Annotated in this window: 19 protein-coding genes and 1 tRNA gene; 4 read left to right on the forward strand and 16 right to left on the reverse strand. The window is 72.5% G+C overall.

What is annotated here, in order from left to right:
* Positions 1-157: 157 nt before the first annotated feature.
* The 8 genes from ACWD6P_RS33100 to ACWD6P_RS33135 all read right to left on the reverse strand — a co-directional run bounded on the left by ACWD6P_RS33100 (position 158) and on the right by ACWD6P_RS33135 (position 12,056).
* Positions 158-973, reverse strand: coding sequence for a TrmH family RNA methyltransferase (locus ACWD6P_RS33100; RefSeq protein ID WP_451447890.1), 816 nt, complete (start codon positions 971-973; stop codon positions 158-160).
* Positions 974-1,025: 52 nt separating this feature from the next.
* Entirely contained in the window at positions 1,026-2,264 is a 1,239-nt protein-coding gene (cobA, locus tag ACWD6P_RS33105) for a uroporphyrinogen-III C-methyltransferase (RefSeq protein WP_451447891.1), read from the reverse strand.
* Positions 2,265-2,438: 174 nt separating this feature from the next.
* Complete coding sequence (cobT, locus tag ACWD6P_RS33110; protein WP_451447892.1) at positions 2,439-6,725, reverse strand: nicotinate-nucleotide--dimethylbenzimidazole phosphoribosyltransferase; 4,287 nt, start codon at positions 6,723-6,725, stop codon at positions 2,439-2,441.
* A 234-nt stretch (positions 6,726-6,959) separates the two neighbouring features.
* Positions 6,960-8,180 carry a precorrin-6y C5,15-methyltransferase (decarboxylating) subunit CbiE gene (gene cbiE, locus ACWD6P_RS33115; RefSeq protein ID WP_451447893.1) on the reverse strand — a complete coding sequence of 407 codons (1,221 nt, stop codon included), beginning with the start codon at positions 8,178-8,180 and terminating at the stop codon, positions 6,960-6,962.
* 148 nt (positions 8,181-8,328) lie between these two features.
* Positions 8,329-8,964, reverse strand: a complete 636-nt coding sequence (locus ACWD6P_RS33120; RefSeq protein WP_451447894.1) for a GNAT family N-acetyltransferase — start codon at positions 8,962-8,964, stop codon at positions 8,329-8,331.
* 324 nt (positions 8,965-9,288) lie between these two features.
* Entirely contained in the window at positions 9,289-10,146 is an 858-nt protein-coding gene (locus ACWD6P_RS33125; RefSeq protein WP_451447895.1) for a MetQ/NlpA family ABC transporter substrate-binding protein, read from the reverse strand.
* A 105-nt stretch (positions 10,147-10,251) separates the two neighbouring features.
* A complete protein-coding gene (locus ACWD6P_RS33130) occupies positions 10,252-10,989 on the reverse strand; it encodes a methionine ABC transporter permease (protein WP_451447896.1) in 738 nt (245 codons plus the stop codon).
* The gene (locus tag ACWD6P_RS33135) at positions 10,986-12,056 is read right to left on the reverse strand and encodes a methionine ABC transporter ATP-binding protein (protein WP_451447897.1); all 1,071 of its coding nucleotides are present in this window, start codon (positions 12,054-12,056) and stop codon (positions 10,986-10,988) included. Before ACWD6P_RS33135 ends, ACWD6P_RS33130 begins: the two co-directional genes overlap by 4 nt.
* Before the next feature lie 597 nt (positions 12,057-12,653).
* Here ACWD6P_RS33135 and ACWD6P_RS33140 point away from each other — a divergent pair.
* Together ACWD6P_RS33140 and ACWD6P_RS33145 are read left to right on the forward strand one after the other, a co-directional pair.
* Positions 12,654-13,013: a hypothetical protein gene (locus ACWD6P_RS33140; protein WP_451447898.1), complete on the forward strand. Its 360-nt coding sequence runs from the start codon at positions 12,654-12,656 to the stop codon at positions 13,011-13,013.
* Between the two features lies 1 nt (position 13,014).
* On the forward strand, positions 13,015-13,449 hold the full coding sequence (locus ACWD6P_RS33145) for a hypothetical protein (protein WP_451447899.1): 435 nt from the start codon (positions 13,015-13,017) through the stop codon (positions 13,447-13,449).
* An 85-nt stretch (positions 13,450-13,534) separates the two neighbouring features.
* On the opposite strand, the gene ACWD6P_RS33150 is transcribed toward ACWD6P_RS33145, so the two are convergent.
* Together ACWD6P_RS33150 and ACWD6P_RS33155 are read right to left on the reverse strand one after the other, a co-directional pair.
* On the reverse strand, positions 13,535-14,038 hold the full coding sequence (locus ACWD6P_RS33150; RefSeq protein ID WP_451447900.1) for a GNAT family N-acetyltransferase: 504 nt from the start codon (positions 14,036-14,038) through the stop codon (positions 13,535-13,537).
* A gap of 255 nt (positions 14,039-14,293) precedes the next feature.
* Positions 14,294-15,436, reverse strand: coding sequence for a glycerophosphodiester phosphodiesterase (locus ACWD6P_RS33155; protein ID WP_451447901.1), 1,143 nt, complete (start codon positions 15,434-15,436; stop codon positions 14,294-14,296).
* 308 nt (positions 15,437-15,744) lie between these two features.
* Here ACWD6P_RS33155 and ACWD6P_RS33160 point away from each other — a divergent pair, with 308 nt between their 5' ends.
* A complete protein-coding gene (locus tag ACWD6P_RS33160) occupies positions 15,745-16,413 on the forward strand; it encodes a lysophospholipid acyltransferase family protein (protein WP_451447902.1) in 669 nt (222 codons plus the stop codon).
* Between the two features lie 69 nt (positions 16,414-16,482).
* Here ACWD6P_RS33160 and ACWD6P_RS33165 read toward each other — a convergent pair whose 3' ends face one another.
* The 6 genes from ACWD6P_RS33165 to ACWD6P_RS33190 form a co-directional block, all read right to left on the reverse strand.
* A complete protein-coding gene (locus ACWD6P_RS33165) occupies positions 16,483-18,450 on the reverse strand; it encodes a bifunctional metallophosphatase/5'-nucleotidase (protein WP_451447903.1) in 1,968 nt (655 codons plus the stop codon).
* A gap of 282 nt (positions 18,451-18,732) precedes the next feature.
* Positions 18,733-20,325 (reverse strand): MFS transporter, encoded by a 1,593-nt coding sequence (locus ACWD6P_RS33170; protein WP_451447904.1) that lies wholly within the window; start codon positions 20,323-20,325, stop codon positions 18,733-18,735.
* On the reverse strand, positions 20,322-20,873 hold the full coding sequence (locus ACWD6P_RS33175) for a TetR/AcrR family transcriptional regulator (RefSeq protein ID WP_451447905.1): 552 nt from the start codon (positions 20,871-20,873) through the stop codon (positions 20,322-20,324). The genes ACWD6P_RS33170 and ACWD6P_RS33175 overlap by 4 nt, the downstream gene beginning before the upstream one ends.
* Before the next feature lie 137 nt (positions 20,874-21,010).
* The gene (argH, locus tag ACWD6P_RS33180) at positions 21,011-22,444 is read right to left on the reverse strand and encodes an argininosuccinate lyase (RefSeq protein WP_451447906.1); all 1,434 of its coding nucleotides are present in this window, start codon (positions 22,442-22,444) and stop codon (positions 21,011-21,013) included.
* Between the two features lie 83 nt (positions 22,445-22,527).
* Entirely contained in the window at positions 22,528-23,724 is a 1,197-nt protein-coding gene (locus ACWD6P_RS33185; RefSeq protein WP_451447907.1) for an argininosuccinate synthase, read from the reverse strand.
* 83 nt (positions 23,725-23,807) lie between these two features.
* Complete coding sequence (locus tag ACWD6P_RS33190; protein WP_451447908.1) at positions 23,808-24,179, reverse strand: DUF488 domain-containing protein; 372 nt, start codon at positions 24,177-24,179, stop codon at positions 23,808-23,810.
* Positions 24,180-24,322: 143 nt separating this feature from the next.
* Here ACWD6P_RS33190 and ACWD6P_RS33195 point away from each other — a divergent pair.
* A tRNA-Pro gene (locus ACWD6P_RS33195) sits at positions 24,323-24,396 on the forward strand.
* The last annotated feature ends 28 nt before the right edge of the window (positions 24,397-24,424 follow it).

Here is a 24,424-nt window from a genome sequence, read left to right on the forward strand (position 1 = left end):
AGTCACACTCAGGCCAACGGACGCCCTTCGCCATGGTCGCGGCCAGCACAAACATCGGACTCAATCATCTAGGGGACGCGAGCGCCCCCTGCGGGTCCACAACGGGGGCGGGGCAGGGGATATTCCCGTCAGGCGGCCCGTCGGGCGGCACTTCCCGTCAGGCCGGGCGGCCCGTCGTCACGGCGTAGAAGGCCACCGCGGCGGCGGCACCGACGTTGAGTGAGTCCACGCCGTGCGCCATGGGGATGCGGACCCATTCGTCGGCGGCCCGCAGGGCGCCGGTGGTCAGCCCGTCGCCTTCGGCGCCCAGCATGAGGGCGGCGCGCTCCAGGGTGTGCGGGGCGGCCTCGTCGATGGCGGTGGCCTTGTCGGCGGGGGTGAGTGCGAGCAGTTTGAAGCCCGCTTCCCGTACGACGGCCAGATCGCGGGGCCAGTTCTCCAGGCGGGCGTACGGCACGGAGAACACCGCGCCCATGGAGACCTTCACCGAGCGGCGGTAGAGCGGGTCGGCGCAGTCCGGGGAGAGCAGCACCGCGTCCATGCCGAGGGCCGCGGCGCTGCGGAAGATCGCGCCGATGTTGGTGTGGTCGTTGACGGCTTCCATGACCACGATGCGACGGGCGCCGGCGAGGAGTTCGGTGGCCGCGGGCAGCGGCTTGCGCTGCATGGAGGCCAGCGCGCCGCGGTGCACGTGATAGCCCGTCACCCGCTCGGCGAGGTCCGGGCTCACGGCGTAGACCGGTGCCGGGACCTCGTCGATGACATCGCGCATGACGTCGACCCACTTGGCGGAGAGAAGCATCGAGCGCATCTCGTAGCCGGCGTGCCGGGCGCGCCGGATGACCTTCTCGCCCTCGGCGATGAAGAGCCCTTCGGCGGGCTCGCGCCGGCGCCGCAGCTCGACGTCGGTCAGGCCGGTGTAGTCGGCCAGCCGGGGGTCGTCCGGGTCGTCGACGGTGATGATTTCTGCCACGGGGAGATAGTGCCTTGTCGGTGTCGAGGTTCCAATGCCGCGTACGGGTCGGCTACCTGCGGGGAGGGAGGGCCGCGATGCCGACCACGTCGCCGATGACGATGACTGCCGGGGGGCGGACGCCTTCGGCCCGTACGGTCTCGCCGAGGGTCGCCAGGGTGGCGTCCACCCGGCGCTGGGCGGCGGTGGTGCCCTCCTGGATGACGGCGGCCGGGGTGTCGGCGGGGCGGCCGTGCTCGATGAGCTTGGCGGCGATGGCGCCGCTGTTCTCCACGCCCATGAGGACGACGAGGGTGCCGCGGAGCTTGGCGAGGGCCGGCCAGTCGACCAGGGAGCGCTCGTCGTCGGGGGCGACATGGCCGCTGACGACGGTGAACTCGTGGGCGACGCCGCGGTGGGTGACGGGGATGCCGGCGGCGCCGGGGACGGAGATGGTGCTGGAGATGCCGGGCACGACCGTGCAGGGGATGCCGGCCTCGGCGAGCGCCTGGGCCTCTTCCATGCCGCGGCCGAAGACGAACGGGTCGCCGCCCTTGAGGCGGACCACGGCCTTGCCGGCCTTGGCGTGCTCGATCAGCGCGTTGTTGATGGCCTCCTGGGCCATGAAGCGGCCGTAGGGGATCTTCGCGGCGTCGATGACCTCGACGTGCGGCGGGAGTTCGGCGAGCAGGTCGCGGGGGCCGAGGCGGTCGGCGATGACGACGTCGGCCTCGGCGAGGAGGCGGCGGCCGCGGACGGTGATCAGGTCGGGGTCGCCGGGTCCGCCGCCGACCAGCGCCACGCCGGGGGTGTGGGGGCGGCGGTGGTGCGGGGCGGCGATGCTGCCGTCGCGCAGGCCTTCGACGATGGCGTCGCGGACGGCGGCGGAGCGGCGCGGGTCGCGGCCGGTGAGCACGGCGACGGTGACGCCCTCGCTGCGGCCGGTGGCCGGCGTCCAGGCGGTGGCGGCCTCGGCGTCGTCGGCGCGTACGCACCACACCCGGCGGTCCTCGGCTTCCTGGGACGCGGCGGCGTTGGCCTCCGGGTCGTCGGTGGAGATCAGGGCGTACCAGGCGCCGTCGAGGTCACCGGCCTGGTAGCGGCGGCGCTCCCAGCGGATCTCGCCGGTGTCGGCCATCGCCTCGACGGACGGGGTGGCGGACGGGGAGATGAGCAGGACGTCGGCGCCGGCGGCGATGAGCGAGGGGAGCCGGCGCTGGGCGACCTGTCCGGCTCCCAGGACGACCACCCGGCGGCCGGACAGCCGCAGTCCGACGGGGTAGGCAGCGTGTTCGGCGGCGTGCTCGGCCATGGCGGTGCGGCTCCTTGTGCGGTGGTGCGAGTTCGACGACCAGCTCAGTCGCTGCGGCTCCGGAGCGGCTGATGAGGGGCGCTACGGCCCACGGGGCGGTAGCGCCCCGGCCCACAGCCTATGGGGCTGCGGGCCGGGGGTCATGCGGGGGCGGCCGGTACCGGCCGCCGGCGGTCAGCTCTTCTCCGTCACTCCGGCGGAGTCGAAGGTGGCGACCTCGTGCATGGCGCGGGCGGCGCTCTGCACCACGGGCAGGGCGAGCAGGGCGCCCGTGCCCTCGCCGAGGCGCAGATCGAGGTCGACCAGCGGGCGCAGGCCCAGCTTGTTCAGGGCCGCGACATGGCCGGGTTCGGCGCTGCGGTGGCCCGCGATGCAGGCGGCCAGCGCCTCGGGGGCGATGGCGCGGGCCACCAGGGCGGCGGCGCCGGCGCTGACGCCGTCCAGGATCACCGGCGTACGCAGCGAGGCGCCGCCGAGGATCAGGCCGACGATGGCCGCGTGCTCCAGTCCGCCGACCGCGGCGAGGACGCCGACCGGGTCGGCCGGGTCGGGCTGGTGGAGCTCCAGGGCGCGGCGGACCACGTCGACCTTGCGGGCGTGGGTCTCGTCGTTGATGCCGGTGCCGCGGCCGGTGACCTCGGCCGGGTCGACGCCGGTGTAGACGGCGATCAGCGCGGCGGAGGTGGTGGTGTTGGCGATGCCCATCTCGCCCGTGAGCAGCGCCTTGTTGCCGGCCGCCACGAGGTCGCGGGCGGTCTCGATGCCGACCTCGATGGCCTTGAGGACGTCCTCCTGGGTCATCGCGGGGCCGGCCGTGAAGTCGGCGGTGCCGGCGCGGACCTTGCGCGGCAGCAGTCCCGGGGTGGCGGGGAGGTCGCCGGCCACGCCGACGTCCACCACGCACACCTCGGCGCCGACCTGGTTGGCGAAGGCGTTGCAGACCGCGCCGCCGCCCAGGAAGTTGGCGACCATCTGGCCGGTGACCTCCTGGGGCCAGGGGGTCACGCCCTGGGCGTGCACACCGTGGTCGCCCGCGAAGATCGCGACGGCGGCGGGCTCGGGGATCGGCGGCGGGCACTTGCGGGACAGGCCGGACAGCTGTGCGGAGATGATCTCCAGCATGCCGAGCGCCCCGGCGGGCTTGGTCATCCGCTTCTGCCGCTCCCAGGCCTCGCCGAGCGCCTTGGCGTCCAGCGGGCGGATGCCCTGCAGGGTCTCCTGGAGGAGGTCGTGCGGGCTCTCGCCGGGCAGCGCGCGGCGGCCGTAGGTCTCCTCGTGGACGACCCAGGACAGCGGGCGGCGCTTGGACCAGCCGGCCTGCAGCAGCTCGGGCTCCTCCGGGAACTCGTCGACGTAGCCGACACACAGGTAGGCGACGACTTCGAGGTGGTCGGGCAGGCCCAGCTCGCGGACCATCTCGCGCTCGTCGAAGAAGCTGACCCAGCCGACGCCGAGGCCCTCGGCGCGGGCGGCGAGCCAGAGGTTCTCGACGGCGAGCGCGGAGGAGTACGGGGCCATCTGCGGCTGGGTGTGCCGGCCGAGGGTGTGCCGGCCGCCGCGGGTGGAGTCGGCGGTGACGACGATGTTCACCGGCGTTTCGAGGATGGCCTCGATCTTCAGCTCGCGGAACTGCTTGGCGCGCGCCTTGGGCAGCGACTTGGCGTACGCCTCGCGCTGCTGCATGGCGAGCTGGTGCATCTTCTCGCGGGTCTCGGCCGAGCGGATGACGACGAAGTCCCAGGGCTGGGAGTGGCCGACGCTGGGGGCGGTGTGGGCCGCCTCCAGGACGCGCAGCAGCACGTCGTTGGGGATCGGGTCGCTGCGGAAACCGTTGCGGATGTCGCGGCGCTCGCGCATCACGCGGTGTACGGCGGCCCGCTCGGAGTCGTCGTAGCCGGCGGCGGGGGGGCCGTCGGCGGCTTCGGGCGCCGGGGCCCCGGTCTCCTGCTCCTGCGGCTGGTCGTCGTCCTGGCCCTCGCCGAGCTGGACGAGTCCGGTGGCGTCCTGCTCCTGGGGGGCCTCGTCGGGCGCGTCGGGCCGGGCGGGTCCGTCCGGCGCGGCCTGGTCGTCGGCCGCGGGGGTGACGGGGTCGGCGGTGGCGTCCGCGGTGGGCGGCGCCGGGACGTGGACGACGGGCTGGTCGCCGGTGGCCTGGGCCGGGATGTGGACGGTGACGGGCTGCGCCTCGGCGGCCGGTTCGGCGGGGGCGTCGGGCCGCACGGGCTCGGGGGCCTTTGCCGGCTGTCCGGCTTCCGCGGTCTCCGCGGTGCTCGCGGCGGCAGCCTCGTCCTCCGGCTCCGCGGCCGGGGCGGGCTCGGTGGCCGCGGGCTCCTCGGCGGAGTCCTCCGGGGTGTCCGCACCGGCCGCTTCGGGCTGCGGCTCGGCCGGGGTGTCCGCGGTCTGCGGTGCGTCCTGGGGCGCGGGCGCCTCGGCGGGCTGCTGCCCGGTGGCGTCCACGGGGTCGCCGGGCTGCGGGTGGCCCGGTTGCTGTGCCTCGGGCGGCTCTATGACCGTCTGGTCCGCGGTGCCGGCGTCGGCCATGGGCATGGCGACGGGTCCCTGCGGAGCCGAGACCGGGGCGGCCGCGGGCTGCTCGGCCGCGGCGGCTTCGGCGAGGGCTTCGGCGGGGGCCTCGGGAGCCTGGGCCGGGGCGGGCTCGGCCGGGGCGACGGCCTCGGCTTGGCCGTCGGCCTCGGGCTGGGCGTCGGCGGCGGGCTGGGCGTCGGCGGCGGGCTGGGCCTCGGGCTGCGGCTGGGCCTCGGCGGCGGGCGCGGCCGGCTGGTCGGGCTGGGGCTGGTCGGTGGCCTGGGGCGCGTCGGCGGGGGCGGCTTCGGCCTGCGGGTCCTCGGCGGGAGCCGCCGGCGCGTCCGCCACGGCGGCGGACTGCTCCGCCTCGGGCTGCGCGTCCGGGGCGGCCTCGGCGGCGACGGGCGGGGCCGGTTCCACGGCCTCGGCTGCCGCTTCGGCGGGGGGCTGCTCCTGGTCGGCGGGCTGCTGTTCGCCCGCTACGGCGGCCACCTCTGGCTGCTGAGCGGCAGCCTGGGCGTCCGCAGCCGGGACCTCCTGAGCGGGAGCGTCCGGTGCGGGCGCACCCTGCGCGGCGGCGTCCACGGCGGGTGCCTGCGCCGCGACGGCCTCGGCGGCCGCCGCGTCCACGGCGGCCGCGTCCGTCGCGGCCGCTGCGTCCTGACCGGGCAGCGCCGCATCCGGCACCGCCTGCGGGGCCACGTCCTGCGGCTGCTGCGGCGCCTGCGCCGGAGCCTCGGCCGGGGCGACCGGAACGGCCTCGGCGGCGGGGGCGGCCTCGGCGGCGGCACCCTCCGCACCCGCGGCGTCCGCGACCGCGGCGTCCGCGACCGCGGCCGGATCCTGGGGCTGCCCGGAGTCCGCGGTCTGCGCGGTGCCCTCTGCGGGCATCGGCAGGGGCATCTGCGGCGCCTGCCCGGCCGGCGTCGGCGCGTCCTGCGCGACCGGCTGAACCGCCTCGCCGGCGGGCGCGGCGGCCTCGGCGGGCGCCACCGCTTCCGCGGCCGGGGCCGCTGCCGCCTGGGCCGCCGCCTCGTCCCACGCCGGCACCTGCGACGGGATCTCGCCGAGCTGCGGGCCGGGCAACGGGCCCTGACCGGCGGCTCCGTAGGTCTGCTCGGGGGACAACTGCCCACCGTAGGAAGGGCCGCCGCCGGGCTGGTCACCGTGCGGCGGTACGGCGAAGGCCTGGCCGGGCGCCGCCGCCCCGGCGACGGGCTGCTCCGCGTATGGGGCGCCCGCGGCCGCCTGGGCGTCGAGCGGCACGCCGGGCACCGGCTGTTCGCCCGGCGCGGCCTCGGGGGCCTCGGCCGGGGCGTCGAAGTACTCGGGGCCGCCGGTCGGTACCGCGACGGGCCGGACGGGGCCGGCCGCCGGGGCGTCGGCGGGGCCGCGGTCGGCGAGCGAACGGACCACGCCGCCGGTCGGGTCGGGGACGGGCGGGCCCATGTGCAGCGGGCGGCGGGCGGGCGTGGAGGGCGCCGCGGCACGGGCGCGGTCCTGCTGCTGCGGTGCGGCGGGCTGGGGAATGCGTACCGCGCTGAGGTCGACGGAGCCGGAGTCCCGGCCGCCGCTCTCGTGGTCGCCGGCCTGGGCGGGCATCGGCTCGAAGCCGGCGGCCGGCTGCGCGGCCGCGTCGAACGGCACGCCCTGCTGCGGCTGCTGGGCCAGGCTCTGGTGGGTCTCCTGCGGCAGTGGCGCCGGCTGCTCGCTCCAGGCGCCCTGGGCACCCGGCATCAGCAGCAGGTCGTCGTCCTCGACCACACCGTCGGCCTGGTCGAGGTAGGGGTATTCACCCGGAGGGGTCACCATGCCCGGCAGCTCCGTCGGTCCGGGGTCGGCAGGGGAGGGAACGGCCGCCGGCTGCGGCTGGCCGGGATGTCCGCCTGCGTTCTCCGGCTGTCCCTCGCCCGGGACCTGGCCGGTGTCGGTCATGCGTACCCCTCGCCCATTGGTAGTGCTCCTTCCAACCGCTCGTGCGACGCGCTCGACCGGGGCGCGCCGACGCCCGATAGCTAGAACGAGCGAGCACGCCTCGCGGCACGTCCGCTCTCAGAGCTTCATATTCGTCCAAAACCACGGCTTTTTCCGGATATTGGCGTACGAAGCCGAACGCGGAACGGCGGCGCAACGATCCGCCAGCCTACCTCGCGCGGGTTGCCGTGCTGGTCACGGGTGAGGAACGCGATACCCGCTGACCAAAAACACCACCGACCGCTCGCGTTCGACCCAGACGGAGGTGTCCAGGTCCACGGACTGCAGCAGGGCGCACTCGACTTCGTAGCCGCCGTCCGCCAGCGCCCGGCCGAGCTCTTCGGCCTCGTCGCGGGTGGCGGCGTGGGTGACGATCCGTTCGGGGCGGCGGTCCGCGCAGGCGGTGACGACCTCCGCTCCCCCGCCGCCGATCCGCACCACGTCGGGCTCGGGCAGGTCCTCCAGGATCTGCGGGGCCCGGCCGTGCACGACCTGGAGTTGGACGCCGTGGCGCCGGGCGACGGCGGCGGTGCGCTCGCAGGCGTCCGGGTCGGCGTCCACGGCGATGACCGCGGCGCCGAAGCGCGCGGCCTCCACGGCGGCGGCTCCGCTGCCCGCGCCGATGTCCCAGAGCAGGTCGCCCACCCGCGGCCCGAGGCGAGCGAGTTGGGCGGTGCGCAGCTGGACGGACTCGCCCTCGCCCAGGGCCCCTCCGTAGGCGGGGGCCGGGAGCCCCCAGCCGCGCGGTCCGGCGGGATGGCCGACCTCGTGGCCGGCGATCCAGCCGGTCCCCTGGGCCGCGGCGCCGCCGGGCGCTCCGCCGACGACGATGACGACGTTGGGGTCGCGCCAGACGTGGTCGGCGACCTTGTCGGACGTGAGGACCGTCACCCGCTCGCGGTCGGTGCCCAGGTCCTCGCAGATGACGAAGGTGCGGTGGACGCCGCCGAGCAGCAGGGCGAGTTCGGCGGGCCCGGCGCCGGGCGAGGTGAGCACGGCGACCTTGGTGTGGGCCCGGCAGACGTTGACGGCACGGCGCAGGTCGCGGCTGTGGGCGACGACGATCTGGGCGTCGTCCCAGGGCATGCCGGCCCGTGCGAAGGCGGCGGCCACGGAGGAGACGGCCGGCACCACCTCGACCTCCAGGCCGTGCTCGGGTGCGCGCAGGGTGCGGACGACGCCGAAGAAGCCGGGGTCGCCGTCGGCGAGCACGACGGCGGTGCCGCGGTGCTGGGCGATCCGGCGGGCGGCCAGGCTCACGCTGCCGAGCCGGATCCGCTCGGCGTTCGGCGGGACCTCGGGCAGTGCGAGGTGGTGGGCGGCGCCGGCCACCAGCGTGGCGGCGCCGAGGGCGGAGCGGGCGGCGTCGGTCAGCGGGGAGCCGTCCCATCCGATCACCGTGACCCGGTCGGCCATCTCGTCAGTCTCCTGGGGCTGCTGGTGGTGGCGTACGGGGCGGGCCGGTACGCCCGGCCGTGGTGCGGTCCTCGCTGGTGGCGAGGGGTGCGGCAGGCCGAGAGTACCCCGAGGGGCGGGCCTGGGCGCGGGTGCGGGTGCGGAGCGGTCAGTTCCACCCGGGGTAGGCGAATCCATTGGCGTCGACCCGTCGGCCGGGGGCCCCTTCGAGGTCCTCGGGCAGCAGGCTCCAGACGATCTGATCCGTGCGGATGTCGACCCAGTCGCCGTCCTCCGTACGGCTGCGGGCTATGCAGGCGTTGCGCAGCACTCCCTCGCTGATGCAGCCGATCTTCTGGGCGACCTGCTGGGAGGCGGTGTTGCCGGCGGCGGTGCGCAGCTCCAGGCGCTCGAACCGCTGGTCCTGGAAGAGCCACTGGGCGGTGGCGAGGGCCGCCTCGGACGCATAGCCCTCGCCACGGGCCCAGGAGGCGATGATGTAGGAGATCTCGGTGGCGCGCACCCGCCAGTTGGTGTTGCCCAGTTGGACGATGCCCACCAGGCGCTGGGTGAGGAATTCGGTGACCGCGAGGTCGAGGCCGCGGCCCGCGGTGCGTTCGGCGGGCGCGTATTCGGTGACCCAGGTGCGGGCGCCGGACTCGGTGTAGGGCTGGGGCACGGAGGTCCAGGCGGCGACCAGTTCGTCGTTCATCATCTCGGCCAGCGCGGGGATGTCGTCCTCGTCGAGCGGGCGCAGCACCAGCCGGTCCGTGCTGATGGAGATGTCCGGGAAGGTGGATGTCATGCCGCTGCTCCCACGCCGTTGACCTGGTGCCCTGGGACGTCGCGGACTGCTTACCGCGAGGTCACGGGCCTTTTTGACCGTCTGAATGCACCAGCATGCAGCATGGGCGGGCGGGTGTGCCACGCGCGTGACCTGCGGACGAGCCTCCCCACTACACCCGCCCACCCCCCGAAGGGGGGTGGGCGGCGGGGAAAAACCCAGTGCGGCGCGACGAACGCGAAGGCGTCGGCTTCGCCGGCCCGAAGACGGCGTCAGCGCGAAGGCGACGTCAGCCCTTGGCCGGCCCGAAGGCGACGTCAGCCCTCGGCCGGCGCGAAGGCGGCGTCAGCCCTTCGCCGGTCCGAAGGCCGGGATGACCGAGCCGTCCTTGTACTTGTCCTCGATGAACTTCTTGACCTCGGGGGAGTTCAGCAGCTTGGCGAGCTTCTTGATCCGCGGGTCGTTCTCGTTGCCCTTCTTGACGGCGAGGAAGTTGGCGTAGGGGTTGTCCTTCGCCTTCTCCAGGGCGAGCGCGTCCTTGGAGGGCTTGAGGCGGGCGCCGATGGCGAAGTTGCCGTTGATGATCGCGGCGTCGACGTCGTCGATGCGCGGCGCGGTCTGCGCGGCCTCCAGCTCGGTGATCTTGATGCCCTTGTCGTCCGTGACGTCGGTCAGCTTGGCCTCCGAGCCGACGCCGGGCTTGAGGGTGATCACGCCGTTGTCGGCGAGCAGCTTGAGCGCACGGCCCTCGTTGGAGGGGTCGTTGGGGACGGAGACGGTGCTGCCGGACTTGAGGTCCGAGAGCTTGTCGATCTTCTTGGAGTAGAGGCCCAGCGGCTCGATGAGGACGTTCTGGACGGGCACGATGTGCGTGCCGTTCTCCTTGTTGAAGGTGTCCAGGAACGGCTTGTGCTGGAAGAAGTTGGCGTCGACCTGGCCGTCGTCGGTGACCTTGTTGGGAATCTTGTAGTCGTTGAACGGCTTGACGACCAGCTTGAGGTCTTCCTTGGCCGCCAGCTCGTTCTTGACGAACTCGAGGATCGCGCCGTGCGGGGTCGGGCTCGCGGCGACGACGAGGGGGGCGTTCTTGTCGCCCTTGTCGCCGCTCGCGGTGGCGTCGGAGGGAGCGGAGCAGGCGCTCGCGCCGAGGGCGACGGCGGAGGCGGCGGCGACCGCCACGGTGATCTTGATGGTGTTACGCACGAAGAGTGCCTCTTTCTCGTTCACACGTGGGGCTTCACGTGTGGTGTCCGCCCGGCAAAGGGTCCGGGCTCTTGGGTGGTGCGGGTGGTGCGGGGGGCGGCTTGGTCAGGCCGCCTCGGTGGCGGCCGCCGGCTCCTCGGTGCGGGCGCGGCGCAGGCCGACGCGTACGGAGGAGGAGGCGCGGGTGCCGCGGCTGGCGAGCCGGCGGACGACCAGGTCGCCGAGCAGCTGGACGACGGTGACGATGACGATCAGCTCGACGACGGTGATGACCATCAGCCTGGTCTCGTACTGCTGGTAGCCGTAGTTGTAGGCGAGGGCGCCCAGGCCGCCGCCGCCGACCGCGCCGGCGATCGCGGAGTAGCCGATCAGCGTGATCACGGTGGTGGTGACGGCCGCGACCAGCGCGGGCAGGGCCTGCGGCAGGAGCACCTTGAAGATGATGGTCCAGGTGCCGCCGCCCATGGCGTGGGCGGCTTCCACCAGGCCGTGGTCGACCTCGCGCAGTGCGGCCTCGACGAGGCGGGCGAAGAACGGGATGGCGGCGATGGCGAGCGGGACGACCGCGCCGGTGGGGCCGATGGAGACGCCGACGACGAGCCGGGTGAAGGGGATCAGCACGACGATCAGGATCAGGAACGGGAAGGACCGTCCGATGTTCACGATCGCGCCGAGGACCTTGTTCACCACGATGTTCTGCAGCAGGGCACCGCGGTCGGTCAGGTGCAGCAGTACGCCGACGGGTATGCCGACGAGGACCGCGTAGAACGTCGACCACCACACCATGAAGAGGGTGTCGAGGGTGGCGTCGTACAGCAGCGGCTGCATCTCGGTCCAGCTCACTTGGCACCTTCCTTCTGGAGCGGGGCGGCGGGCGCCGGGATGGCCGCGGCAGCGGTGTCGGGGGCGATGTCGGCGACGTCGACCTGCAGTCCCTGCTCGCGCAGGAAGCCGATGGGCACGACGTTCTCCTCGAAGCGGCCGGGCAGCTCGATGCGCATCCGGCCGATCTGCTTGCCGCCGACGGTGTCCATGGCGGCGCCGAGGATCGAGATGTCGACGTTGTAGGTGCGCGCCAGCTCGGAGATGACCGGGCGGGTGGCGGCCGAGCCGTGGAAGGTGACGTCGACGACGGTGCGGTCGTCGGCCGAGGGCTCGCCGCCGACCGGGAACAGCTCCCGGGCCAGCTCCGAGCCGGGGGTGGCCAGCAGTTCGGCGACGGTGCCCTGCTCGACGATCCGGCCGTTCTTCATCAGCGCGGACGAGTCGCAGATCGTCTTGACGACGTCCATCTCGTGCGTGATGAGCACGATGGTCAGGCCCAGCTGGCGGTTGAGGTCGCGCAGCAGCTGGAGGATGGAGCGGGTGGTCTCGGGGTCCAGGGCGCTGGTGGCCTCGTCGGAGAGGAGCACCTTGGGGTCGCCGGCCAGCGCGCGGGCGATGCCGACGCGCTGCTTCTGGCCGCCGGAGAGCTGGGCGGGGTAGGCCTTGGCCTTGTCGGCGAGGCCCACCAGGTCCAGCAGTTCCAGGGCCTTGCGGGAGCGCTCGCGGCGGTCGACCTTGAGGATCTCCAGCGGCAGTTCGACGTTGTCCTGGACGGTGCGCGAGGACAGCAGGTTGAAGTGCTGGAAGACCATGCCGATGTGGCTGCGGGCGGCCCGGAGCTGGGCGCTGGCGCGCTTGCCGCGCCCGGCGATGGACGTCAGTTCCTGGCCGGCGACGGTGACCGTGCCGGAGGTCGGGCGCTCCAGGAGGTTCAGGCAGCGGATGAGGGTGGACTTGCCGGCGCCGCTCTGGCCGATGACGCCGTACACCTCGCCCTCGCGGACGTGCAGATCGACGCCGTCCAGGGCGGTGACTTCGCGGTCTCCTGAACGGTAGACCTTGCTCAGGCCCGTTGTGGTGATCACAGGGAATTCCGTCACTGTCGAGTGCTCGGCGGCTCGCCCGCCGGGCACGGGGCATTCTTGCGAGTGCGGCAGAGGGGAACGGGGAGCGGCGGCGGGCGCGAGGGCCCGGCTCCGGGTTCCGGTGACGCGGGGCGGCCGGTGGCGTCGGGGACCGACGTGCGGCTCATGGCAGTCTCGCTTCGGGGCGCGAGGCTCAGGCGGGGGCCCTCAGCGGTCACACATTCGACACATGCAACGAGCACCGGGCGTCATGTTCGCCTCGGTCGCAGGGGTGCGGCAGCTCGTCGTGGTCATGGCGGCAAGTAAACCAGACAGCAGTACGGCACGATCAATTCTGTCCGGATACCGGACAGGCCTGACCAGTCCGTGGACGGCGCCGCACGGTGCCGCCGCGATCTCCACGGCCCCCCGCGTGGCCTGCGCGGATGCCGCCGACGGGCCGGGGGCCGGGAGCCCGGCGCAGGGCCCGGCGGCCCGGTGCGCTGTGGCCAACGCCACGGTCACCGCGGACCGGGAGTGCCGCCGCGCGGACCGGGCCCTGCGGGCGGCGCGGGGCCGGGCGCAACGGGTCTTTTGGCCCGTAATAGGGTCTGGCGCATGTTCGATGCCCTGACGGTCGCCACCAGCGTCGCCGCGCTCGCGCTCGCCGCCTGGTGCGGTTTCGCCGCCTACCGGGACCAGCCGACCAAGGACTGGCACTTCCTCGCCATGGGCGTGGTGTCGCTGCTCGGCGTCATACAGCTGGTCATCGGCATCGTCCAGCTGGCGCGCGGCGAGAAGCCGGAGCAGGGCACGACGATCTTCGTGGCGTATCTGCTCGGCGCCTTCGCCTGCGTCCCGGCGGCGGGCTTCATGTCCCTTGCGGAGCGCACCCGTTGGGGGTCGGCGACGGTCGCCGCGGGCGGTGTGGTCCTGGCCGTGCTCGAGGTGCGCCTGTTCGACATCTGGGGAGGCTGAGGTGACGGCGACCGACAAGACCGCCGAGGAGGGCGCGCCCCGCACCCGCCAGAAGCTGATCACCGGCCCCGGCATCCTGCTGGTCTGGCTGTACGGCGTGATGGTCGTCGGCGCCGTGTCGCGCTCCGTCGTCCAGATCGCCACGGACTTCGACCGCGCCCCGCTCGCGTACACGCTGTCCGCGCTCGCCGGCGTCGTCTACGGCTTCATCACCTATTCGCTGGTGCGCGGCGGGAACACGGCCCGCAAGGCGGCGCTGGTGTGCTGCGCCGCCGAGCTGGCGGGCGTGCTGACCGTGGGCACCTGGACGCTGCTGGAGCCGTCCGCCTTCCCGGACGCCACGGTCTGGTCGGACTTCGGGATGGGCTACCTCTTCATCCCCGTCCTGCTGCCGGTCACCGGGATGCTGTGGCTGCGCCGGGTGCGCAGCGCCTAGCGGGATCTGACCCGGGGTACGGGCCCGCCGCCGCGCGGGCCCTCCCCCAAGCTCCCCGGGAGCAGGGGGACCCCCAGCCGTACCGCTACGCCCGGGCCGCGAACTCCTCGGCGGCGGCTTCCTTCTCCAGGGTCACCACGCTCAGCCGCGAGGTGAGCTGCTCGGTGCCGACCGGCGCGTAGCCGTGGCTGCGGTAGAGCCGCAGATTGCCCTCGCTGCGGTGGCCGGTGAGCAGCCGGAAGCGCTTGGCCGCCCGCTCGGCCGTCAGCCGCGCCTCGAGGGCGGCCAGCAGCCGCCCGCCGAGGCCGTGCCGCTGCAGCCGGGGGTGCACGATGAGCTTGGCCACCTGCGCGGTGCCGTCCGCGTCGACCGTGCCGCGCACGGATCCGACCACCTCCTCGCCGAGCCTTGCCACCACGACGCAGCCCTCGCTCAGTTCGGTGCGCAGCGCCTGCAGCGTCTGGGTGAGCGGCTCGATCCCGTAGTCGTCGTAGAGCGCGGCCTCCGCCTGGTAACAGAGGTACTGCAGTTTGAGGATCTGCTCGGCGTCCTGGTCGGTCGCCGCAGAGATGGTCACACTCGTGCCCATGCCCGGATGCCTCCCCTTATTCGGTTGGTCCAGGGCGCGCTGAGGGTGAGGGGTGCGCCCCGGAACGATGTGCCCTGACTTCCGGACTCCCCGGAATGTGGCGGCGGCAATCTCCGCCGACGAGCATTCTGCGCAGGCAATCAGGACAAGCGGAACGGACCGGCAGCCGGCTCGCCTGTGACATTCCCAACTCAGATGAGAATTCAGGGGGCCGACGCCGGTCCGGGAGGCACCGCGCGCCTTCGAAAGCAAGCTTCAGCGCTTGCGGAACTCCGCGGCGGCCAGCAGCGCCGTGTCCGGGTTGTCGGAGAAGATCCCGTCGATGCCGGTCGCGAAGAGCTTCCTCAGGTAGTCGAGGGAGCGGCCGTACGCGGCGGGGTCCTTGCCGACCTGGAAGTCCAGCGGCAGGAAGCTGTTCTCGTTGCGCAGCGTGTACGGGTGGACGACCAGGCCCTCGGCGTGCGCGTCGCGGACCAGGGTGGTGGGCTTGCCGAGCTTGCCCTGGTCATCCTGCGCGATGATCTGCGGCAGCCAGGGGCCGATGCCCTGGGCGAAGCCGGAGACCCACTTGAGCCCCTCGGGCTTGAGCAGATCGGCCGTGGTGCGCGGGTCGCCGGCCTCCACGAAGTCCCAGGGCTTGACGGTCGGCTCGTCGAGCAGGAGGACCTTCGGGCTGCGCAGGCCCAGCTTGCCGAGCCGCTGGAGGCTGCTGGGTTCGAAGGACTGCAGGAAGTTCGCGGAGTCCGTCTTGTGCCGCCCGTAGCGGCGCAGCAGCTTGGCGAGCGGCTCCTCGATGCCCAGGCCCAGCTTGCGGAAGTAGGTGGGGTGCTTGGTCTCGATGTAGAGCCAGATGGGGCGGCCGCGCCTGCGCCCCTCGCGCTCGGCCCACTGGAGGACCTCTTCGAAGGTGGGCACCTGCCAGTGTCCGTTGTAGAGGGTGTTGTGCTGGCGGACGTCCGGTATGCGCTCCTTGGCGCGCAGGGTCTTCAGCTCGGTGAGCGTGAAGTCCTCGGTGAACCAGCCGGTGAGCTTCTTGCCGTCGACGGTCTTGGTGGTCTTGCGGCCGGCGAACTCGTGGCGGTCGGCGACATCGGTGGTGGCGGTGATGTCGTTCTCGTGCCGGCAGACCAGATGCCCGTCCTTGGTCGGGACGAGGTCCTGCTCGATGACGTCCGCGCCCATGTCGAGGGCCAGTTGGTACGAGCCGAGGGTGTGCTCGGGACGGTAGCCGCAGGCGCCGCGGTGGCCGACGACCAACGGGGACGGCAGCTGCTCCCCGGCCGCGCCCCCGCGTCCGCTCGCGCTCGCCTGGCCGGCTCCGCCGAACACCGCCGCTCCCGCGCCGAGGGCCGCGGCCCCCAGTACCGTCCGCCGTCCCGGCTGCTGCCGCTTTTGCATACCTACGCTCCTTGTGTACGTGCTGTGGTCGCGGTCCGCGTGCTTCCGGGTGTTTTCCGGGGTGCGCCGTTGGCGTGTTGCGCACCTGCCCGCGGAACCGGCCTGATCGTAAGCACGGACGGGTCATGCCGGGGAGACGCCCACCGACTTCGGGGGGAACATGGTGGTAACACACATCAACTGTGAGTCAACTGTGCGTATCGACCTCATGAACCCGATGTGCGAGCGAGAGTAACCCGCGAGTATCGTCCTGGGCTGCAGAGTTCTGCGCCCGCTTGACGTTGACCAGTCACGACCCGGAGGGCCCGTTGTCCCGCATTGTGCTGAAGGCGATCCTCGGATTCGTCATGCGTGTCCTGTACCGCCCGCAGGTCGAGGGCATGGAGCGCATTCCGGCGACCGGGCCGGTGATCCTGGCCGGCAACCACGTCACCTTCATCGACTCGCTGTTCATGGTGCTGTGCGTCAAGCGCCAGGTCTTCTACATCGGCAAGGACGAATACGTCACGGGCAAGGGCATCAAGGGCCGCCTGATGGCGTGGTTCTTCTCCACCGGCGGCATGATCCCCGTCGACCGCGACGGCGGGCACGGCGGCGTCGCGGCGCTGATGACCGGCCGCCGCGTCCTGGAGGAGGGCAAGGTCTTCGGCATCTACCCCGAGGGCACCCGCTCCCCCGACGGCCGGCTCTACCGCGGCCGTACCGGAGTCGCCCGCCTGGCCCTGATGACCGGCGCCCCCGTCGTCCCGTACGCGGTGATCGGCACCGAGAAGGTCCAGCCGAACGGCAAGGGTCTTCCGCGCATCGCCCCGGTCACCATCCGCTTCGGTGAGGCGCTGGACTTCTCCCGTTACGACGGTATGGACCGCGACCGCTATGTCCTGCGGGCCGTCACCGACGAGGTGATGAGCGACGTCATGGAGCTGTCCGGCCAGGAGTACGTCGACATGTACGCCACCAAGGCCAGGGCCGCCTGATCCCTCGGCCACCGCAACGGGCCCCGTTCGCCGCCATGGTGCGGACGGGGCCCGTCGCGTGCCCGGGTCTCAGCAGGGCACCCGGAAGCCGCCGGGCGCGCGCTGGCCCTCGGCGCCGCCGGTCCGCGCCGTACGCAGCGCCACCTCGGGCCGCGGTACCAGGCTGCTGTCCTGGAGGAGTTGCTGGCGCTGGCCGACGTCGCCGGCCTGGGCGCCGGACGCCTGGGCGTTCTTGGCCGTGACCCGGTTCAACGGCGCGGGCTCCAGCGTCCCCTTGGTGCGGACGTAGTCGACGAAGCTCTCGAAGTCGCGGGTGTGCCGGACCGGCGCGGTGAACCCGGTGAAGGCGCTGAAGCCGTCCTGGTTGATGAGGGTGTACGAGGGGGCGGCGAGGCGGTAGCTGCGGGTGAGGTCGAGCGGGGCGCCGTCGATGAGCACCTCGGCGGGGTCGATCCGCCGGCCGACCTTGCCCGCGGCGTCGAAGGTGTAGCGGACGTTGCCGGAGACCGCGAGCGGCGAGAAGCCGACGCCGCCGCCGGCGGTCGGCGCCCACTGTTCCTCCAGCGCGTCGTGGATCTGCCGGCCGGTGACGGTGACGGTCATGATCGGGTCGCCGAAGCCGACGGCGTTCCAGGCCTGCCCGAAGGTGACGGTCCCGTCCGTCTCCTCGTCCCGGATCAGATCACCGGCGATCACTGCCTGTCCGACGCGGGGGGCGACCGCGATGACGGCGAGCTCCGCGGGGACGTCGGGGTGGTCGGCGGGGTCGTCCATCGGGCCGTGCGGCTGGCGGCCCGCCCACAGGGCCCAGTCGGCCACGAGGTTGCCCATGGTGGACTCCCCCACGGCGTTGCGCCGCCGGGTGAACGAGGCGGTCTGCCTCCCCAGCCGGCTGCGGGCGCGCCGGGAGCCGTAGTCCGCCCAGTACGCGGCGATGGACCGCAGTTCGGGGTCCGGTGTCACATCCCGGGTGTTGGGGTGGTTGGTGGAGGTGGTCAGCTCCCGGATCACCGCTCCGGTGTCCGGGTCGAGGCGCAGATTGATCTCGTTGATGATCTGGCCGTAGCAGCCGGCCTCGACGAACGGGCGGGGGGTGCCCTCGGGGTCCGGCAGCATCATGGTGAAGGCGTTGTGCCAGTGGCCGGTGACGATGGCGTCGATGTCCGGGGAGGCCCGCAGCGCCAGTTCGTAGGCGGGTCCCGAGGGGTTCTTGCCACTGGAGAAGTCGGTGCCGGCCACCGCGCCGTCGTGCAGGCTGAGCACGATCGCGTTGACGCCGCGTGACTTGAGCTCCGCGGCCAGGTGGTTGGCGGTCTCCAGCTCGTCCAGGGTCCGCAGTCCCGGCTGGTAGGAGCCGGGGAAGGACTCGGTGCCGATGGCGGTCAGATGGATGAAGCCGACCGGCAGCCGCCGGCCGCGGCCGGCGTCCACATAGGCGATGTTGTACGGCGCGAGGACGGCCTCGCCGCTCGCCTTCCACACCATGTTGGCGCAGTAGTAGGGGAACTTCGCGCCGCTGAACCGGTGGCCGGTCGAGTCCCTGAAGTCGTCGTCGCGTCCGACGACCGGGAACCCGTCGCCGTCCTCCATGTGCGCCGTCAGGAACGTCGCCGACTTGTCGAACTCGTGGTTGCCGGCCGAGGCGAAGTCCATGCCCATGGCGTTGAGCGCTTCGATGGTGGGCTCGTCGGCGAAGGCGGCGGCGTCGAACTCCCAGCCGGAGAAGAGGTCGCCGGGCGCGAAGAAGAGGGAGTTGCGGCGGCCGTCGCGCAGCCGCTCCAGGTGTGCGGCCATATAGGCCACGCCGCCTACGGTGTACTGCTTGCCGCCGGCGCCGGTGATGACGGAGTGGGCGCCCGGGGCGCCCTGCAGATAGCCGTGCAGATCGGTGATGTTGAGGAGTTGGACGTCGACGTATTCGTCGGCGCTGCCCGCATCGCGGGCGTGGCCGGTGGCGTAGGCGTCGCTGCCGATGGCGCTCGCGGTGGCCAGGGCCCCCGCGGCGGTGAAGAAGGACCGTCGTCCGATGTCGCGCACTGCGTCACTCTCCTGAGCGGGCCGTCCGTAGGGGGACGACCGGAGAGTCAAGCGAGCCGCGCGGGACGGCCGGTCACGAAGGCGCGTACCGGGCGTGAACGGGCGGGGGACAGTCGCCCCCAGGGCGTGTCCTGATGATCATCGCGGGTAGGGGGCGACGTGATCTACAGGACACGCCCTGAGGGCGGGTGGTGACCGCCGTCCGGCGGATCGGCGGCAGGGCCTGTCCGAGGGGTCGGGGTCGGGCAGACCCCAGGTCGTTGCGGTTGCGGTGACGGCCGGTCAGCCGCTCGGCGGCCCGGCGGCGGGGAGGTCCGCGGGCCCGGAGGCCGCCGGGCTCTCCGCCAGCTCCTGGCCGCGCAGCAGGAACCACGCCGCCACCGCCGCGCCCAGCAGCACCACCGCGGCGACCCCGGCCGCGACGTCCACACCGGCCACGAACGAGTCCTGGGCGGCGGCCACCAGCGCCGCGGCCTGGCTCTCGGGCAGGTGTCCTGCCGCCTCGACGGCGCCGCCGAGCGACTCGCGGGCGGCGTCGGCAACGCCTTCGGAGACGCCGGGCGGGGTGGTGAAGCCCCGGTAGATGCCGGTGACGATGGAGCCGAGCAGCGCGATGCCGAGCGCGGCGCCCAGTTCGTAGGCCGTCTCGGAGACCGCGGAGGCGGCGCCGGCCTCCTCCTTGGGCACGCTGGAGAGGATCACGTCGGCGGTCACGGTGAAGGAGAAGCCGGCGCCGACGCCGACGACGAAGAGGATGACGCACATCGCCGCGGTGCCGGTTTCGGCGGTGAGGGTGGTGCAGCCGACGAGCGCGAGCCCGACCACCGCCAGCCCGCCGGCCACCACGATCCGTACGGACAGCCGCCGGGCGACCCATCCGGCGGCCAGACCGGCGCCCACCGCGCCGACCGCGGCCGGGAGTTCGACGAGGCCGGCGTTGAGCGGCGAGCGGAACTGCACCATCTGGAGGAACTGGGAGAGGAAGAAGACCAGCCCGGACAGGCCGAGGATGGTCAGCAGGTCCGCCAGCACCGCGCCCGAGAACCCCCGGTGGTGAAAGAGCTTCATGTTCAGCAGCGGCGACTCAAGGGTGAGCTGCCGGCGGACGAACACGACCAGTGCGAGCACTCCGACGACGGCGGTCACGGCGATGTCCCAGCGGTAGCCCACCACGGCCGCTTCCTTGATGGCGTAGACGACGCCGACGATGCCGACCAGGGCCAGCAGCACACTGGGGATGTCCCAGGGCCCGGGGTCCGGGTTGCGCGACTCGGGGATCACCTTGGCGCCGACGGCCACCAGCAGCGCCATCACCGGCAGGTTGATCAGGAAGACCGATCCCCACCAGAAGTGGCCCAGCAGAAAGCCGCCGAGGACCGGCCCGACGGCCATTCCGGCCGAGGCCATCGCGCCCCAGATGCCGATCGCCAGACTGCGTTCCCTGGGGTCGTGGAAGAGGTTGCGGATCAGCGCGAGGGTGGAGGGCATCAGCGTCGCACCGGCCACGCCCTGCAGCGCCCGTGCCACGATCATCATCTCCGGGCTGGTGGCGTACGCGGCGAGCACCGACATGGCACCGAACGCGACCGAGCCGATGAGCAGCAGCTTCTTGCGGCCGATGCGGTCGCCGAGGCTGCCCATCGAGACCAGCAGGCCGGCGATGACGAACGAGTAGATGTCACCGATCCACAGCAGCTGGGTCCCGGAGGGGCGCAGGTCCTCGCTGAGGAAGGGAGTGGCGAGGCCGAGGACCGTGGCGTCGACGCCCACCAGCAGTACGGCCAGGACGAGGACGGCGAGCGCGAGCCAGCGCCCGGGGCGCGGCTGATCGTCCACATGGGCCGAACCGGCCCGCCCCGCCATGATCTCGGTCATTTCTCCATGCTCCGTCGGATGCCGCCGAGCAGCAGCTCGGCGATCGAGTGGTTGAGGTCGTTGCGGGCGACCCGCCCTTCGTGCACGGCCCAGGCTCCGGCGCCGAACAGCCCGTAGAGCGCTTCGGTGAGCCAGGCGGCGCTCAGATCGACCCGGAAGTCGCCCTCTTCCTGGCCGCGGCGGAAGAGGGCGGTGATCCGCGCGTCGAGCCGCGCCCAGCCGGCGTTGATCTCGCCGCCTTCGAAGAGCTGGTTCTCGGTGAAGAGGAAGGCGAGCACGGCGGCGACCGGTTCGGCTTCGGCGATCAGCCGGCGCAGTGCGTCGGCCGCGTCGCCCTCGTCCAGCCGCGCGACGTCCATGGCCTGCGCGAACTGCGCGATCCCATGCTCCTCCAGCGCCCTGATCAGGGCGTCCCGCCCGGCGAAGTGCCGGTGCAGGGTGGCGCGGCTGATGCCCGCGGCACGGGCGATCTCGTCCATCGACGTCGTCGCCCGGCGCGTGAGCAACGCGGCGGCTTCCTTGAGTACGTGTGCACGATCCACGGCCATGAGACACAGACTAGCCGAATGAGACACAACTGTCTCATCGCTTCCACACTCCGCCCACGGCGGCCACGGCGCACGACACACCGGCGGCCCGCACCCGGTCACTCCGGATGCGGGCCGCCGTCATACGTCCGTCCTGACTACCGCGGCTGCTTCGCCGCCGCCCACTCCTGCTGCACGACGAGGTCGGCCCGCACCTCGGCGAGCTGGACCGCGACCGCCGAGGGAGCGGTGCCGCCACGGCCGCTGCGCGAGGCGAGCGCGCCGGGGACGTCGAGGACCGTACGGACCTCGGGGGTCAGATGCGGCGAGATCTTGGCGAACTGTTCGTCGGTGAGCTGGTCCAGCTCGATGCCGTGCGCCTCGCACTCCTTGACGCACTCGCCCGCGACCTCGTGCGCCACCCGGAACGGCACGCCCTGCTTGACCAGCCACTCGGCGATGTCCGTGGCGAGCGAGAACCCGGCCGGGGCCAGCTCCGCCATCCGCTCCCTGTTGACGGTCAGGGTGGCCATCATGCCGGTGAACGCCGGGAGCAGCACCTCCAGTTGGTCGCAGGAGTCGAAGACCGGCTCCTTGTCCTCCTGGAGGTCCCTGTTGTACGCGAGCGGCAGCGCCTTGAGCGTCGCCAGCAGACCCGTCAGATTGCCGATCAGGCGCCCCGACTTGCCGCGGGCCAGTTCGGCGATGTCCGGGTTCTTCTTCTGCGGCATGATCGACGAGCCGGTCGAGAAGGCGTCATGCAGGGTCACGAAGGAGAACTCCTTCGTGTTCCAGATGATGATCTCCTCGGCGATCCGGGAGAGGTTCACGCCGATCATCGCGGTGATGAAGGCGAACTCGGCGACGAAGTCCCGGGAGGCCGTGCCGTCGATGGAGTTGCCCGCGCTGCCGTGCTCGAAGCCGAGGTCCGCGGCGACCGCCTCCGGGTCGAGGCCGAGCGAGGAGCCGGCCAGCGCGCCCGAACCGTAGGGGGAGACGGCGGTGCGCTCGTCCCACTGCCGCAGCCGCTCGGCGTCCCGGGACAGCGACTGCACATGCGCCAGCACATGGTGCGCGAAGAGCACCGGCTGGGCGTGCTGCAGATGCGTGCGGCCGGGCATCGCGACGTCCGGGTGGGCCTCGGCGAGGCCGACCAGCGCCTCCTGGAGGTCGGCGATCAGACCGCCGATGATCCGGGCGTGGTCGCGCAGATACATCCGGAAGAGCGTGGCAACCTGGTCGTTCCGCGACCGGCCGGCCCGCAGCTTGCCGCCGAGGTCCGCGCCAAGCCGCTCCAGCAGCCCCCGCTCCAGGGCGGTGTGCACGTCCTCGTCGGCGATGGTGCCCACGAACGAGCCGTCGGCGACGTCCCGTTCGAGCTGGTCGAGGCCGGCGAGCATGCGGGTGAGCTCGTCCTCGGTCAGCAGTCCGGCCTTGTTCAGCACGCGTGCGTGGGCCCGCGAGCCGGCGATGTCGTACGGCGCCAGGCGCCAGTCGAAGTGGACCGAGGCGGAGAGCTTCGCCAGAGCTTCGGCGGGACCGTCGGCGAAACGGCCGCCCCAGAGCCGGACGTCACCGCTGTTGTTGCTCACTTGCTGTGCTCCTCGTGGTGGTTGGACATAGCCCCTCCCCGGAACCGGGGCGGTGCGCCGGTCTTACGCCAGGTCCCGTCGGGCTACGCCCGCAGCTGACGCCGTGCGGCGATCTTGCTCGACATCCCGAAGAGCTCGATGAAGCCCTTCGACAGCGACTGGTCGAACGTGTCGCCGGTGTCGTACGTCGCCAGGTTGAAGTCGTACAGCGACTGGTCCGACTTCCGGCCGGTCACGACCGCCCGGCCGCCGTGCAGCGTCATCCGGATGTCGCCGCTGACGTGCTGGTTGGCCTCGTTGATGAAGCCCTCCAGGGCGCGCTTGAGCGGCGAGAACCACAGGCCGTCATAGACCAGCTCGCCCCAGCGCTGCTCGACCTGCCGCTTGTAGCGGGCCAGTTCGCGCTCGACGGTGACGTTCTCCAGCTCCTGGTGCGCGGTGATCAGCGCGATCGCGCCCGGCGCCTCGTACACCTCGCGGGACTTGATGCCCACCAGCCGGTCCTCGACCATGTCGATCCGGCCGACGCCCTGGGCGCCGGCCCGCTCGTTGAGCTGCTGGATCGCCTGCAGGACGGTGACGGGCCTGCCGTCGAGGGCGACCGGCACGCCCTCGTGGAAGGTGATGACGACCTCGTCGGCCTCGCGCGGTGTGGCCGGGTTCTGCGTGTACTCGTACAGGTCCTCGATCGGCGCGTTCCAGATGTCCTCCAGGAAGCCGGTCTCCACGGCCCGTCCGAAGACGTTCTGGTCGATGGAGTACGGCGACTTCTTGGTCGTCGCGATCGGGAGGTTCTTCTCCTCGCAGAAGGCGATCGCCCGGTCCCGGGTCATCGCGTAGTCACGGACCGGCGCGATGCACGTCAGGTCGGGGGCGAGGGAGGAGATGCCCGCCTCGAACCGCACCTGGTCGTTGCCCTTGCCGGTGCAGCCGTGGGCCACGGTCGTCGCGCCGTGCTTCCTGGCGGCGGCGACCAGGTGCCTGACGATGGCCGGCCGGGAGAGCGCGGAGACCAGCGGGTAGCGGTCCATGTACAGCGCATTGGCCTTGATCGCCGGGAGGCAGTACTCGTCGGCGAACTCGTCCCTGGCGTCCGCGACCTCGGCCTCGACCGCACCGCAGGCGAGCGCGCGCTTGCGGATGACCTCCAGGTCCTCGCCGCCCTGACCGACGTCCACGGCGACGGCGATGACCTCGGCGCCCGTCTCCTCGGCGATCCAGCCGATGCAGACGGAGGTGTCCAGACCGCCCGAGTAGGCGAGTACGACGCGCTCGGCCATGGGTTTCTCCTTACGGTGCATACGCTATGGCATAAGTATGCACTCCACCGTATGTTTCGTCAATGCAGAGGCGAACGCGCAGGTCAGCGCCGCAGCATCTCGGCGAGTACCACCAGATGGCTCACCGACACCTCCTTGGTCGCGGTCAGCAGCGTCAGCGGCCCCTGCGCGGCGCGCTCCCGCAGCCCGTCCAGTGCCCGCTGCGCGGCCTGGTCCGCCAGCTCGTCGCGATAGCGCTCGGCGAAGACCGCGAACCGCTCCCCCTGGTGGCCGTACCAGCGCCGCAGCTCGGACGACGGCGCGACGTCCTTGCACCACTCGTCGAGCCGCGCGTCCTCCTTGGACAGTCCGCGCGGCCACAGCCGGTCCACCAGCACCCGCGCCCCGTCGGCCGCCTCCGGCGGCTCGTACACCCGCCGCATCCGGATCGCGTCATCAGCGGACTTTTCACCCATAACCCCATCGAATCACGGGCGCCACCCGTTCACCGGGAGGCCGGTGGACCCCCCTGTGGGGACCCGCTTTGGATTCATGGCCCGGGACAGGGTATTTTTCTTCTGCACGCCCCGGCCGGGACACTGACGGCCGGTACGAGCACCGGGACGTGGCGCAGCTTGGTAGCGCACTTGACTGGGGGTCAAGGGGTCGCAGGTTCAAATCCTGTCGTCCCGACGGTGCGAAGAGGTCCGCTGAACTGGAG

The sequence above is a fragment of the Streptomyces sp. NPDC002446 genome (assembly GCF_053595675.1).